A 14,963-nucleotide genomic window follows, 5' to 3' on the forward strand; every position below is an offset into this window, starting at 1 on the left:
GTGAATACATAATGAAAAATATTAGTATTTTAGGGTCAACTGGATCCATAGGAAAGCAAACATTGGAAATTGCAAGAGAGCATCCAGAAAAGTATAAAATAGTAGGATTAGCTGTTATGAATAATATAGATGAGTTAGAGCTTCAAATTGAAGAATTTCAACCAAAGCTTGTAACGGTTTTTGATGAAGCTAAAGCAAAAATCCTAGCATCTAGAATAGCATCTAAAATAAAAGTGTATTATGGGGTAGAAGGGCTTATAGAGGTAGCTAGTCACCAGGACAATCACATGGTAATAAACTCAGTAGTTGGAAGTATTGGTGTATTACCTACAATAGCTGCAATTAAAAATAAAATAGACATAGGATTAGCTAACAAAGAAACTTTAGTAGCTGCTGGCAAGTTAGTTTTAGAAGAATGCAAAAAAAACAATGTAAGTATAATACCTGTAGATAGTGAACATTCAGCAATTTTTCAATGCATACAGGGTGAGACTGATGAAAATATAGCTAAAATAATACTAACTGCTTCCGGTGGGCCTTTTAGAAATTGGAGTTACCAAGATATAGAAAACGCTGCAGCAAAAGAAGCATTAAAGCATCCTAATTGGAGTATGGGTAAAAAAATATCTATTGATTCAGCAACACTAATGAATAAAGGTCTAGAAGTAATCGAAGCAAGATGGTTATTTGGCATAGATGTGGAGAAAATAGAAGTAGTTATTCATCCCCAAAGTGTTATACATTCTATGGTAGAAACAATAGATGCTTCTATCATTGGACAATTAGGAGTTCCTGATATGAAGTTACCAATTCAATATGCTCTTTCTTATCCAAAGAGAATTAAAGGAAAGGTTAAGAAACTAGATTTCAAAAGATATAATACTTTAACCTTCGAAGAACCTGATTTTGTAAGATTCCCTTGCCTAGAGCTTGCATATGCGGCCATGAAAATAGGAGGAACAATGCCTTGCGTATTAAACACTGCTAACGAAGTTTTAGTAGACTACTATTTAAAAGATAAAATAAAGTTCTACGATATTGCAAAATACATTGAAAAAATCATGGGAGCTCACAATGCATTTCATTATAATAATGTAGAAGAATTATTAGCTTTAGAAGAATGGGTTAAAAGTTGGTTATTAGATGAATTAAGATAGGATGGTGTTATTATGTTTACAGCACTTACGGCTATTCTTGTTTTTGGTTTGTTAGTTTTTTTTCATGAACTAGGGCATTTTAGCATTGCTAAAATGGTAGGCATCAAAGTCCATGAATTTGCCATTGGTATGGGACCTAGACTGTTAAAATATACTAAAGGAGAGACCGATTACTCCGTTAGAATGCTGCCCATTGGTGGATATGTAAAAATGGAGGGAGAAGATGAAAATTCTGATGATCTTAGAAGCTTTAGCAATAAGACGGTAGGAGAAAGAATAGCAGTAATTTTTGCAGGTCCTTTCATGAATTTTATTCTAGCTATGATTTTATTTGCTATTATATTTTATAATGTTGCAGGAACCCCTACAACAACGATTGAAGAAGTAATAGAGAATTCCCCTGCAGAATCAGTAGGCATTCAAAAAAATGATGAGATCATATCGATTAATAATGCTGCAGTAAATGATTGGGAGCAATTAGTCCAAAAAATAAACGATTCAGAAGGAGTAACTCTAAAGATAGGATTGGTTAGAGGTAATGAAAAAATTGAAAAAATAGTAGCACCACAGATAGAAGAAGAAACAAATCGATATATGATTGGAATAGTCCCCCACACTGAGAAATCATTTACATTAGCTATGAGAGGAAGTTATCTTCAGACAAAGATGATTTTCACTGAAATGTTTGGATTTTTCAGAGGTTTACTGACACGACAAACAACTGACGCAGAGGTTGTAGGTCCAGTGGGAATCATAAGTTTAGTTGGGCAGGCTAGTCGAGATGGATTATATAATGTCTTGTACTTAGCTGGACTGATAAGTATAAATTTAGGTATAATAAACCTATTGCCAATACCAGCATTGGATGGCAGCAGAATTTTATTTTTAGTTTTTGAATTCTTCAGAGGAAAACCAGTAGACCCAGAAAAAGAAGCAATGGTGCATATGGTAGGTTTAGCATTATTAATGCTGTTAATGATTATTATTACTTATAAAGATATCTTAACTATTTTTAGCGGATAAAACCAATAAACCTATAATGTAAGGGTGATAGAAATTGAGAAAAAAGACAAAGGTAGTGCATTGTGGCGATGTACTTATCGGTGGGAATAATCCCATATCAGTTCAATCTATGACAACTACTGATACGAGAGATGTACAGGCAACAATAACACAAATAAAAGCCTTAGAGGAAACAGGATGTGATCTTGTTCGGGTGGCAATCCCTAATCTAGAGGCAGCTCATGCATTAAAGGAAATAAAAAATCAAATTACAATCCCTATTGTTGCAGATATACATTTTGATTATCGTTTAGCTCTTGAATCAATTAAACAAGGAGTAGATGGATTAAGACTAAATCCTGGCAACATTGGAGATAAAAATAGAGTAAAAGAAGTAGTGAAAGAAGCACAGAAAAGAAATATTAAAATTAGAATAGGTGTAAATGCTGGCTCCTTAGAAAAAAAAATATTAGAGAAATATGGATATCCTTCTGCGGACGGAATGGTGGAAAGTGCATTAAATCACATAGCCATATTAGAAGAAATGAATTTTTCTAATATTGTTGTTTCTTTAAAGGCTAGTGACATATATTTAACCATAGAAGCTTATAAGAAAATTGCAGAAGTAATTAACTACCCATTACACCTAGGAATAACAGAAGCAGGCACTTCATGGACAGGAACAATTAAATCTTCCATAGGAATCGGAGCGCTCCTTTTAATGGGGATTGGTGATACAATAAGGGTTTCTTTAACAGGAGAGCCAACAGAAGAAGTGAGAGTTGGTAAGCAGATATTAAAATCATTAGGAATGCTTCAAAATGAAATCACGATTATTTCCTGTCCTACTTGTGGAAGATGCAATATTAACCTAATTACTTTAACACAGGAAATAGAAAAGAAACTTGAAAATATCAAAAAACCATTGAAGGTTGCAATCATGGGTTGTGCGGTAAATGGTCCAGGAGAGGCTAAAGATGCGGATATAGGAATTGCTGGAGGAGTTAATGCAGCATTATTATTTAAAAAAGGAAAAATAGTAGGAAAAGTTTTAGAAGAAGATATAGTGAACACACTACTTAGAGAAATTGAAAAAATGTAGCAAGGGAGCATTTTTATGAAAATATCTGCTATTATACCTGCCTATAATGAAGAAAACAGAATAAAGGACGTAATTGAACCTATCTATAAATCAAAATTGGTTACAGAAATTATTGCAATTGATGATGGTTCCGAAGATAATACTTTCTTGGTAATTAATGAGTATTCCAATATAAATGGGATCCAACTAAGAGAAAATAAGGGTAAAGCTGAGGCAATTAAAATAGGGTTAAAGGATTGTGATGCAGATATTATTTTATTAATAGATGCAGATTTAGTAGGATTGAAATCACATCATATTGAATCCCTGTTGGAACCGTTGTTAAAAGAAGATTATGAAATGACTGTTGGGATTTTTCATTCTGGAAGATTTATTACAGATTTAGCACAAAAATTTGCACCCGATCTTTCTGGACAAAGAGCTTTTAAAAGATCGCTAGCACAGGATATTATTGACTTGAATATGAGTGGGTACAGCTTAGAGATTGCTATATCTCAATATGTAAGAAAAAATAATATCAAAACAAAATATGTAGTACTAGAAGATATAAGTCATATTATGAAGGAAGAAAAGCTTGGTCTCACTAAAGGAATGGTATGGAGACTAAAAATGTATAAGGATATACTAAAACATTGGGTTAACTAGAATAGGAGGAACCATATGGATCCTTTAAACAAACAGATGAGAATAAAAGATTTTGCCAAAGAACTTGGATTGACACCAGTAGCTTCGTTACAAAATACTACTGTGGAAGGTGTTAAACTATATAAAAAAAGCAAGAAAATAGCTGTTTGCATAAAAGCTTCAAGCATTGTTGATGAAGAAGAGCTACAATATTTTATAAAAGAACTCAAAAGCAATATTAATATTGTAAAGGATATTGAGGTTAGTATCAATTATGAGCTACAGTACAAATCCTTAGAGGATTTGATTACAAACGCCTGGCATAACATTTTATTTTTACTAAAAAGAGAAATGCCAGCTGTTAAAGCTGTTGCAGAAAAAGTGACTTGGGAAATTGTTAATAGTAAGCTATCACTTAAAGTAGATGAAGCTATGATTTTTCAAAAAGCCAAAGAACGTAAAATAGACAAAACCATTGAAAAATATTTTGCAGATCAGTTTAAATGCACTATGAGATGTGTTATTACTTCTAGCAATAGACCTATTTTTGATTTATCAACTTATGAAAAACAAAAACAAGAAGAGAATAATATATTTGCAGATAAAATTAAAAAAGAGACTACAGCCTTGCAAAAAACACAAAAAAATATAGGACATACTAATAATGGAAAAGCAGTTCATGGCGGATCTAAGGTTATATTAGGCAAGCAGTTTACTGGAAGTCCTATAAAGATAAATGAAATTACTATTGATACAGAAAAAGCTATTATTGAAGGCGAAGTATTTTATGTAGAACATAGAACCTTAAACAGTGGAAAGACCATGATCATATTAAATATTACAGATTTTTCCAACTCTATCACATTGAAAATTTTTGAAGGAAAAAATCAATCGACTCCTTTAAAGGATCTAGTATCTAAAGGGCAATACATTAAAGCAAAAGGAGACATTGTTTATGATAAATACCTAAAGGAAAACATAATAATAGCTTCAGATTTATTATTACTCTCAAAAGAAGAAAGAAAAGATTTAGAAGAAACTAAAAGAGTGGAACTACACTTGCATACACAAATGTCATCGATGGATGGAATCTCCAACACATCAGATTTGATCCAATTGGCTTCAAAATGGGGTCATAAAGCTATAGCCATTACTGATCATGGTGTTGTACAAGCTTTCCCGGAAGCTATGGAGGCTTCTAAAAAGTATGGAATTAAAGTGATATATGGTATGGAGGGCTACATAGTAAACGACGAAGAAAAGTTGATAGAGATATCCAATGATAGTTATTCTTTGGAAGATGAATACATTGTATTTGATATTGAAACAACTGGGCTATCCAATGCTACAGATAAAATCACAGAAATAGGTGCAATTAAAATTAGAAACAGACAGGTGATTGACAAATTTTCTTCTTTAATTAACCCTAAAATTCCAATACCTGAAAAAATAACACAAATAACAGGTATTAACAATGAAATGGTAGAAAATGCACCTACTATAGAGGAAGTATTACCGAAATTTTTAGATTTTATCGGTACTAGCTGTGTGGTAGCACATAATGCAGCCTTTGACGTTGGGTTTATTCGAGTGAATGCCAATGAATTAGGGCATGAATTTATTAATCCAGTTGTAGATACACTAAAGCTATCAAGAATTTTATTGAGCCATTTAAAAAGACATAAGCTTAATACTATTGCAAAAGAACTGAATGTAACGTTAGAAAATCATCATAGAGCAGTTGATGATGCAAAAGCTACTGCAGAAATATTTATGAAATTTATTGATCTAATGAAGGATAAAGACATTCATACTTTACAGGATATTAATCAATTTCTAGGAAAGAAGGTGGACTTTAAAAAGCTAGATACATATCATATTATTTTACTTGCAAAAAATGAAATAGGTCTCAAAAATTTATATAAAATCGTTAGCGAATCTCATTTAAAATATTTCTATAAAAAACCAAGAATACCCAAGAGTTTATTAAACCATTATAGGGAAGGGATTATTATTGGTTCAGCTTGTGAAGGTGGGGAACTCTTTCAGGCATTACTTAATAATTTACCTGGTGAAATGATAGAACAAATAGCTAAATATTATGATTATCTAGAAATACAACCGTTAGAAAACAATGAATTTCTTGTTGAAAAAGGAATTTTAAATAGTTTTGAAGATGTTAAAAAAATAAACACTAGAATAATTGAACTAGGAGAAGAATTTGATATTCCTGTAGTTGCAACTGGTGATGTGCACTTTTTACACCAACATGATGAGTATTGCAGAAGAATATTAATGGCAGGGCAAGGCTATAGTGATGCAGATAAGCAAGCACCGTTATATTTTAAAACAACACATGAGATGCTGCATGAATTTAGTTATCTAGGAGAAAGTACTGCAAAAAAGGTTGTTGTAGATAATCCTAATGTAATTAATGAAATGATAGATGAATTGCTTCCAATACCAGATGGAACCTTTCCTCCTGAAATAGAGGGCTCTGAAGAAGAACTAAGAAAACTATGTTACGGAAAAGCTAGTAAAATTTATGGGGAACCTCTGCCCATCATAGTAAAGAATAGATTAGACAAAGAGGTTAATGCTATTATTAATAATGGTTATGCTGTTATGTATATTATTGCCCAAAAACTAGTTACTAAATCGTTGGAGGACGGTTATTTAGTTGGTTCAAGGGGGTCTGTGGGCTCATCATTTGCTGCCACAATGAGTGACATAACAGAAGTAAACCCTCTACCGCCTCATTATGTATGTGCAGAATGTAAATATTCTGAGTTTATTACCGATGGTTCCTATGGCTCAGGAGCGGATTTGCCAGATAAAAAATGCCCTGAATGTCATCATCAACTAACAAAGGAAGGACACGATATTCCATTTGAGGTTTTTCTAGGCTTTGAAGGCGATAAAGAACCAGATATTGACTTAAACTTTGCAGGTGAATATCAAAGTGAAGCCCATAAATATACAGAGGAACTTTTTGGAGAAGGAAAAGTTTTTAGAGCTGGAACCATAGGTACAATTGCTGATAAAACAGCCTATGGCTTCGTAAAAAAATACTTAGAAGGCAAACAAATGGACTACACTCAAGCAGAGGTAAATCGTCTAACTATTGGATGTACAGGTGTGAAAAGAACCTCTGGTCAGCATCCAGGTGGTGTTATGATTGTACCCAGCAATAGGGATATTCATGAATTCTGTCCTATCCAATATCCGGCTAATGATCCTAGCACTGGTGTTATTATCACACATTTTGATTATCATGCCATAAGTGGAAGATTATTAAAGTTAGATATTCTTGGACATGATGTACCAACTATTATTAAAATGCTTGAGGACATAACACAAATTAATGCACAAATGATATCATTAGATGATGAAAAAACTATGAGTATTTTTACAACGACAAAGGAGTTAAATATCAATACGCAAGATTTTAAGTGTCAAGTAGGAACTCTTGGCATTCCAGAGTTTGGAACAAAATTTGTAAGACAAATGTTGGTTGATACGCAACCTAAAACCTTCGCAGAGCTTGTTAGAATAAGTGGCTTATCTCATGGAACAGACGTATGGCTGAACAATGCTCAGGAGCTAGTAAGAAATAATACCGCAGAGTTAAAAGATGTAATTTCCACTAGAGATGATATTATGAACTACTTAATACTAAAGGGAGTGCCAGCTAAGAATGCATTTAAAATAATGGAAAATGTACGAAAGGGAAAAGGGTTAACTCCGGAAGATGAGGAGCTGATGAGGGATAATAATGTTTCTCAATGGTACATTGCTTCATGTAATAAGATTAAATATATGTTTCCTAAAGCTCATGCTGTAGCTTATGTTATGATGTCTTTTAGAATTGCATATTTTAAAGTTCATTTCCCTGAAGCCTTTTATGCTACATATTTTACAATGAAGGCAGATGATTTCGACGCTGATTTAATATCAAAAGGCAAAGAAGTGGTGAAGAATAAAATTATAGAATTAGAAAATTTGGGGAATAATATAGCTGAAAAGATGACGGCAAAGGAAAAAAACCTTTTAACAGTTTTAGAAGTTGCACTTGAAATGTATTATAGAAATATTGAATTATTACCTGTAGATATATATAAATCCGATGCAGATAAGTTTATTATTATTGATAACAAGCTTTTACCTCCACTAAAGTCATTACAAGGAGTTGGGCAAAATGCTGCCAAAAGTATTGTTACTGCAAGAAAAAATGGTGAATTTTTGTCTCTTGAGGATCTGAGAGAAAGAACAAGGGTTACAAAAACTGTGATTGAAACATTAGTTAAACACGGTTGCATTGACGATTTGCCTAATACCAACCAACTTTCTCTCTTTTAACTTGCTTGAGAAAGAAGTTTATGGTATACTCAGTGTAACAATATATGATTATTCTGTAGAGTGGGAGTTCACCCACTCTTTCCTATTTATTATAAAGAAAGTAAAAGAAAAATAGAGAAAAACATATTAAGAAAGCACATAAAGAATAAATATGAATTAAATTACAAAATATACAAGTATAATAAATCAAAACTAAATATAAGGGAGGTAATTGAATGGGGAATGCAAAAATAGAAAAAGTAACTGAGGAGTTAATCACTCCAATCTTACAAAACGAAGGATTTGAATTAGTGGATATTGAATTTAAAAAAGAAGGACCCCATAGATATTTAAGAGTGTATATTGATAAACCTGGCGGTATTACACTGGATGATTGTCAGAAGACAAGTGAGCAGCTTAGTGATAAATTGGATGAAGTAGATCCTATTGAAGAAAACTATTTCCTAGAAATATCTTCACCTGGCTTGGATAGACCATTAAAAAAAGCTAGTGACTTTGATAAATTTAAAGGAGAAATTGTAGAAGTTAAACTATATGAACCAATAAACAATAGTAAAGTCTTTGAAGGTGAACTATTAGGTTTATATGAAAATGTAATTAAATTGAATATTGCTAATGTAGGTTTAGTAGAGATCCCTAAAGAGAAAGTTGCCATTACTAAGCTTGCTATAAAATTTTAGGGGGTATATAAAATGAATGTAGAGTTTATTGACGCTCTTGAACAAATTCAAAAAGATAAAGGTGTTTCTAAAGATATATTGATTGACGCTATAGAAGCTGCTTTAATTTCAAGCTATAAAAGAAATTTTGGTTCGGCACAAAATGTAAAAATAGAAATAAATAGAGAAACCGGTGAAGTTCATGTTTATTCACAAAAAAGAGTAGTAGAACAGGTTGAGGATGAATTATTAGAAATAAGCCTTGAAGAAGCTAAAGAAATAAGTAGAAATTATGAAATTGATGATGTCATTGAAAGAGAAGTAACACCTAGAAATTTTGGAAGAATTGCAGCTCAAACAGCGAAGCAAGTAGTAGTACAACGAATTAGAGAGGCGGAGCGGGGCGTAGTATACGAAGAGTTTATTAATAGAGAGTCAGATATTATTACGGGAACTGTTGCTAGATTAGCAAAAGGAATAGTACATATTAATTTAGGAAAAACAGAAGCTATTTTGGGGCCTACAGAACAAATGCCTAATGAACAATATAACCATGGAGATAGAATCAAATCCTATATTGTTGAGGTAAAAAAGACGACAAAGGGACCTCAAGTGTTGGTATCTAGAACACATCCAGGATTAATAAAAAGATTATTTGAGCTAGAGGTTCCAGAAATCCATGACGGGGTTGTTGAAATAAAAAGTATCTCTAGAGAAGCTGGCTCTAGAACAAAGATTGCAGTAGAGTCAAAGGACTTAAATGTAGATGCTGTAGGAGCTTGTGTTGGTCCAAAAGGCACTAGAGTTCAAGCTATTGTTGATGAATTAAAAGGAGAAAAAATAGATATCATTAAATACAGTGAGGACCCCAGTGCATATATTGCCAGCTCTTTAAGCCCTGCTAAAGTAGTTTCTACAGAAGTAAACAATGATAATAAAACAGCAAAAGTTATTGTACCTGATTATCAATTATCGTTGGCTATTGGCAAAGAAGGTCAAAATGCAAGGTTAGCTGCAAAATTAACAGGTTGGAAAATAGATATAAAAAGTGAAAGCCAAGCAAAGTCTACTGAGTAGAGAGGTGATAAATTTATTATGAAAACAAAAAAAATACCTTTAAGAAAATGTATTGGATGCAATGAAATGAAAAGCAAGAAGGAACTAATTAGAATTGTTCATAATAAATTTGGCGAGACTAATGTAGACCTTACAGGAAAAGCTCATGGAAGAGGAGCGTATATTTGTAATAATAAACATTGCTTTGAGAAAACAAAAAAATCTAAAATACTTAATAGAACATTTAAAGCTGATATAGAAGAAGCTGTGTACGAAAAACTAATCAAGGAGATTGATGAATAGTGAAAAGTAATATTGCAAATCTTTTAGGTCTAGGGATGAAGGCTGGAATGATTATTTCTGGAGAAGAAACTTGCAAAAAAGAACTTAAAAAAAAAGATTATATTTAATACTTGTTGCTGGTGATGCTTCTGACAATACACGTAAAACTTTTTTAGATAAATCTACTTACTACAATGTACCTATAAGGGTTATTGCTACAAAAGAGGAATTAGGACAATGCATTGGCAAATCAACTAGAGCTGTTATTGCTATTAAAGATAAGAAGTTTGCGACGACACTTTTAGGTTATTTAGACAATAATGTTTAAATTATTATTAGGGGGTGATTATTTTGTCAAAGGTGAGAGTATATCAATTGGCAAAACAATTAGGTGTTAGTAGTAAAGAATTGATTGAAAAATTAAAGGGGTTATCAGTTGAGGTTTCAACGCATATGAGTACTCTAGAAGATGAAGAAGCAAAGCTTCTTTTAGAATTATTTACAGAAAATGAAGAGAATAGAAACATTGATAATTCCAAGGAAAAACCTCAAGAGGAAAAACCTCAAAAAGAACCTGAGAAACCGTCTAAAAATGTTGAGAAAAAATCTAACAATAAAATAGAAAAAAGCAACAAAAAAAATAAAAGCAAAAAGAAAACTAATGCTTCAAAGGAAGAAGGACACAATATTATGGTAGAAAAAGGTGAACAAGTGATACAAATTGAAGATAAGATTACAGTGAAAAACTTTTCAGAGAAAATTGACAAAAACCCAAATGAAGTGATAGCCAAACTAATAAAGTTAGGTGTAATGGCATCTATAAATCAAGAAATTGAATTTGAAACTGCTGAAGCAATAGCAACTGAATTTGAGATAAAAATTGAAAAGAGTATAAGTGAAGTAGTAGAGGACAATGACTTAATAACTATACCTATAGATGATGAAAAAGATTTAAAAGTAAGACCCCCTGTAGTGACAGTAATGGGACACGTGGACCATGGAAAGACATCTTTATTGGATGCTATTAGGAATACAAGTGTTACAGAAAAAGAAGCTGGAGGTATCACACAGCATATAGGTGCTTCTGAAGTAGAAATAGATGGAAATAAAATAGTTTTTTTAGATACACCAGGCCATGAGGCATTTACAACCATGAGAGCAAGAGGAGCAAAAGTAACAGATATAGCTATTTTAGTAGTAGCAGCTGATGACGGGGTTATGCCTCAAACAATAGAAGCGATTAATCATGCTAAAGCAGCAGAAGTGCCAATCATTGTTGCAATTAACAAAATAGATAAACCTGGAGCAAATCCAGATAGGGTTAAACAAGAATTAGCTGATCGTGGTGTTGTTATAGAAGAATGGGGCGGAGATGTTATCAGTGTCCCTGTTTCAGCATTAGAAGGAACAAATATAGATACCTTATTAGAAATGATTTTATTAGTAGCAGAAATGGAAGAATTAAAGGCAAACCCCAATCGAAGTGCTGTTGGAACTGTAATCGAGGCGGAACTTGATAAGGGTAGAGGTCCTGTAGCTACAGTACTTGTACAAAATGGAACTTTAAAAATAGGGGACTCTGTAGTTATTGGATTAACCTTTGGTAGAATAAGAGCTATGTTAAATGCTAAAGGAAAGCGTGTAAAACAAGCTATGCCTTCAACAGCTGTAGAAATAACTGGTTTTTCTGAAGTTCCTGAGGCAGGAGACCAGATGGTGGTTGTTGATGATGACAAAACTGCTAGAGATATTGTTAGTAAAAGAAAAGATAAAATTAAAGAAGAGCAAATCAAAAAAAGTCAAAAAATTTCTTTAGATGCTTTATATAGTCAGGTACAACAAGGGACAATTAAAGAGCTAAATCTAATTATCAAAGCAGATGTTCAAGGGTCTGTTGAGGCAGTAAAGCAATCTTTAGAGAAGCTATCTATAGAAAAAGTTATAATTAAACCAATACATGGTGGAGTAGGTGCCATAACTGAATCGGATGTATTACTGGCATCAGCATCTAACGCTATTATTATAGGTTTCAATGTGAGACCGACATCAAGTGCAACTGCTTTAGCAAAAAAAGAAGAGGTAGATGTAAGGACCTATAGAATTATCTATAATGCTTTAGAGGATATTCAAGCTGCCGTTGAGGGAATGTTAGATCCAGAGTTTAAAGAAGTAGAGTTAGGGAAAGCAGAAGTTAGGGCTACTTTTAAGGTGCCAGGTGTTGGGACAATTGGTGGATGCTATGTTATTGAAGGTAAAATACTAAGAAATGCAAAAATTAGATTGGTACGAGATGGAATTGTTATTCATGATGGAGAAATTGGTTCTTTAAAAAGATTTAAAGATGATGCAAAAGAAGTAGCCACTGGATATGAATGCGGTATTGGAATTGATAACTTTAACGATATGAAAGAAGGAGACATTATTGAAGCTTATGAAATGCAGGAAATTAAAAGATAAAATACGAAAGGATGAGGAATACATTGGCTTATCCTAGAGCAAGCAGACTAAATGAAGAAATGAAAAAACATATAAGTCATATCATACGTAATGAACTAAAAGATCCAAGAATCTCATCTATGACCAGTATTGTTGCAGTAGATGTCACTAGAGATTTAAGATATGCTACTGTATATATAAGTGTATTGGGAAATGAAAATGAGAAAACAGAAACTATTAAAGGTCTAGAAAAATCTTCAGGGTATGTGAGACGAGAAGTAGGTAAAAAGATAAAGGTAAGATATACACCAGAAATAGTTTTTAAGTTAGATGAATCAATAGAAAAAGGAATTGATATGTATCACAAGATTTCTAAAGTCAGTGAAAATGATAAATTACAAGAGGATGAAGACAATGAAAGCCTGGAAAAATAATCCACTAGCCTTGGTAGAAAAAAATAATACCATAGCTGTCATTTCTCATGTAGAACCTGATGGAGATAGTTTGGGCTCTCTTTTAGGCTTAGGGTTAGCCTTAAAAAAAATATGCGGTAGTGTTTATATATTCATTAATGATGATTTTCCACAAAAATACAAATTTTTACCAGGATACAAATATATAACCACATATGACAATAGCCATAACATGGACTTTGATTTTTGCTTTGTCTTAGACTGTGGTGATCTGCAAAGACTAGGTTATAGCCAAAGTATTTTAAGTAGAAGTCAAAATACCGTAAATGTTGACCATCATATCAGCAATACTGAATTTGGCAGCATTAATATTTTACAGTCAGATGCATCGTCTACATGTGAGATTATTTATGACCTACTAGAAGATTTTCAATTGCAACTTGATGTGGATATTGCTACTTGTCTATATATTGGATTAGCAACAGATACAGGAAACTTTGTTTATGATAATACAACGGCTAAAACTTTTCGCGTAGCTGCGGATTTAATGAATTATAATATCAATCTAAATGATATTTCTTACAATTTATATCAAAATAAATCTATCAACAATATAAGATTTTTAGGTCATATATTAAAGCATATGGAGATATCCTCTAATGGGAAAATTGCCATGATTATGATAACCAATAACCTGTTAGAGGAGTATAATGTTACAATTAATGAAATAGATAGTGTTATTAATTATGCCCGTGATATAAAAGGCGTAGAAATAGCTGTCATGCTAAAAGAAATAGAAGGAAACCAAGTAAAAGCAGGCTTTAGATCAAAACAAGAAGCTAATGTCAGTACATTAGCTCAAAAATTTGGTGGTGGGGGTCACAAAAAAGCCTCAGGTGCTACTATAAAAGGCAATGTAAAAGAGGCGAGAGAAAAGATTGAAAAACAAATACGAATTGATTTAGGTTGGTGATGATGCAAATTGAATGGAATTATTAATATTCTTAAACCCCCTTCAATGACTTCTCATAATGTTGTAGCAAGAGTAAGAAAAATAACGGGGATAAAGAAAGTAGGCCATACAGGAACATTAGATCCAGAAGCTGCAGGTGTGCTGCCAGTTTGTATTGGTCAAGCCACAAAAATTTCTCAATATCTTTTGGATAGCAAAAAAAAGTATCGGGCAGAATTGACATTGGGATATAAGACGGATACACAAGATGCCTCTGGAACAGTAATAGAAACAAAAAAAGTAAATAGCACACCTAAAGAAATAGAAAAGGAAATTATAGGTTTTTTAGGGGAATACCACCAGATACCACCTATGTATTCAGCATTAAAAAAGAATGGAATGAAGCTTTATGATTTAGCAAGACAAGGGATCGAAGTAGATAGAGAACCAAGAAGAGTATGTATACATGAAGTAGATATAATTCAAATCAATGAAAATATTGTTTTATTTGATGTGGTATGCTCAAAAGGAACCTACATTAGAACCCTGTGTCATGATATCGGAGAGAAATTAAACTGTGGTGGAATGATGTCATTTTTGTTGCGAACAGCTAATAATAGGTTTGATATTACATCAGCCATTACCTTAGAGGAATTAGAAAAATGCCAGGATATTAGTGCTTTATTAAAACCAATAGATTACCCCTTAGATCATCTTCCTATTCTATCTATTGATGCTAGAGATAAAAAAGCTGCATTAAACGGTAATAAAATTAATCTAGTGAACTATTCACAGCAGTACCCAATTGAGACTGAGGTAAGAGCTTATGTAGATAATGCTTTTATTGGACTTGGTATTATTAAGGAAATGGATAAAAATAATAAATATATTAAATTTTCTAGACTATTTATTTAGAGCTTA

The 14,963-nt window shown here is 32.6% G+C and carries 13 protein-coding genes; all 13 read left to right on the plus strand.

Annotation, left to right across the window (positions count from 1 at the left end):
• The first annotated feature begins 11 nt into the window (after positions 1-11).
• A complete protein-coding gene (locus tag BMX10_RS01145) occupies positions 12-1,157 on the plus strand; it encodes a 1-deoxy-D-xylulose-5-phosphate reductoisomerase (RefSeq protein WP_090438028.1) in 1,146 nt (381 codons plus the stop codon).
• A gap of 12 nt (positions 1,158-1,169) precedes the next feature.
• On the plus strand, positions 1,170-2,180 hold the full coding sequence (gene rseP / locus BMX10_RS01150) for an RIP metalloprotease RseP (RefSeq protein WP_090438031.1): 1,011 nt from the start codon (positions 1,170-1,172) through the stop codon (positions 2,178-2,180).
• Positions 2,181-2,214: 34 nt separating this feature from the next.
• Positions 2,215-3,261, plus strand: a complete 1,047-nt coding sequence (gene ispG / locus BMX10_RS18550; protein ID WP_090438034.1) for a flavodoxin-dependent (E)-4-hydroxy-3-methylbut-2-enyl-diphosphate synthase — start codon at positions 2,215-2,217, stop codon at positions 3,259-3,261.
• Between the two features lie 15 nt (positions 3,262-3,276).
• Positions 3,277-3,906 (plus strand): glycosyltransferase family 2 protein, encoded by a 630-nt coding sequence (locus BMX10_RS18555; RefSeq protein ID WP_090438038.1) that lies wholly within the window; start codon positions 3,277-3,279, stop codon positions 3,904-3,906.
• Between the two features lie 15 nt (positions 3,907-3,921).
• Positions 3,922-8,244 (plus strand): PolC-type DNA polymerase III, encoded by a 4,323-nt coding sequence (locus BMX10_RS01165; protein WP_244272588.1) that lies wholly within the window; start codon positions 3,922-3,924, stop codon positions 8,242-8,244.
• A 215-nt stretch (positions 8,245-8,459) separates the two neighbouring features.
• A complete protein-coding gene (rimP, locus tag BMX10_RS01170) occupies positions 8,460-8,924 on the plus strand; it encodes a ribosome maturation factor RimP (protein ID WP_090438041.1) in 465 nt (154 codons plus the stop codon).
• Positions 8,925-8,936: 12 nt separating this feature from the next.
• On the plus strand, positions 8,937-9,980 hold the full coding sequence (nusA, locus tag BMX10_RS01175) for a transcription termination factor NusA (protein WP_090438044.1): 1,044 nt from the start codon (positions 8,937-8,939) through the stop codon (positions 9,978-9,980).
• Between the two features lie 18 nt (positions 9,981-9,998).
• Positions 9,999-10,262, plus strand: a complete 264-nt coding sequence (gene rnpM, locus BMX10_RS01180; RefSeq protein WP_090438046.1) for an RNase P modulator RnpM — start codon at positions 9,999-10,001, stop codon at positions 10,260-10,262.
• Positions 10,263-10,368: 106 nt separating this feature from the next.
• Entirely contained in the window at positions 10,369-10,569 is a 201-nt protein-coding gene (locus tag BMX10_RS18560) for a L7Ae/L30e/S12e/Gadd45 family ribosomal protein (RefSeq protein WP_244272610.1), read from the plus strand.
• Between the two features lie 23 nt (positions 10,570-10,592).
• Positions 10,593-12,698, plus strand: coding sequence for a translation initiation factor IF-2 (gene infB / locus BMX10_RS01190; protein WP_090438049.1), 2,106 nt, complete (start codon positions 10,593-10,595; stop codon positions 12,696-12,698).
• Positions 12,699-12,721: 23 nt separating this feature from the next.
• The gene (gene rbfA, locus BMX10_RS01195; protein ID WP_244272590.1) at positions 12,722-13,111 is read left to right on the plus strand and encodes a 30S ribosome-binding factor RbfA; all 390 of its coding nucleotides are present in this window, start codon (positions 12,722-12,724) and stop codon (positions 13,109-13,111) included.
• On the plus strand, positions 13,092-14,063 hold the full coding sequence (locus BMX10_RS01200; RefSeq protein ID WP_170834628.1) for a DHH family phosphoesterase: 972 nt from the start codon (positions 13,092-13,094) through the stop codon (positions 14,061-14,063). The genes rbfA and BMX10_RS01200 overlap by 20 nt, the downstream gene beginning before the upstream one ends.
• Before the next feature lie 9 nt (positions 14,064-14,072).
• Complete coding sequence (gene truB, locus BMX10_RS01205; RefSeq protein ID WP_090438058.1) at positions 14,073-14,957, plus strand: tRNA pseudouridine(55) synthase TruB; 885 nt, start codon at positions 14,073-14,075, stop codon at positions 14,955-14,957.
• Positions 14,958-14,963 lie beyond the last annotated feature (6 nt).

Origin of the sequence: Natronincola peptidivorans (genome assembly GCF_900111615.1) — a bacterium.
Lineage (GTDB): Bacteria > Bacillota > Clostridia > Peptostreptococcales > Natronincolaceae > Natronincola_A > Natronincola_A peptidivorans.

Coding starts and splice junctions, on each gene's coding strand:
- BMX10_RS01145 (WP_090438028.1), top strand. CDS start 12: ATGAAAAATATTAGTATTTTAGGGTCAACTGGATCCATAGGAAAGCAA.
- rseP (WP_090438031.1), top strand. CDS start 1,170: ATGTTTACAGCACTTACGGCTATTCTTGTTTTTGGTTTGTTAGTTTTT.
- BMX10_RS18555 (WP_090438038.1), top strand. CDS start 3,277: ATGAAAATATCTGCTATTATACCTGCCTATAATGAAGAAAACAGAATA.
- BMX10_RS01165 (WP_244272588.1), top strand. CDS start 3,922: ATGGATCCTTTAAACAAACAGATGAGAATAAAAGATTTTGCCAAAGAA.
- rimP (WP_090438041.1), top strand. CDS start 8,460: ATGGGGAATGCAAAAATAGAAAAAGTAACTGAGGAGTTAATCACTCCA.
- nusA (WP_090438044.1), top strand. CDS start 8,937: ATGAATGTAGAGTTTATTGACGCTCTTGAACAAATTCAAAAAGATAAA.
- rnpM (WP_090438046.1), top strand. CDS start 9,999: ATGAAAACAAAAAAAATACCTTTAAGAAAATGTATTGGATGCAATGAA.
- BMX10_RS01200 (WP_170834628.1), top strand. CDS start 13,092: ATGAAAGCCTGGAAAAATAATCCACTAGCCTTGGTAGAAAAAAATAAT.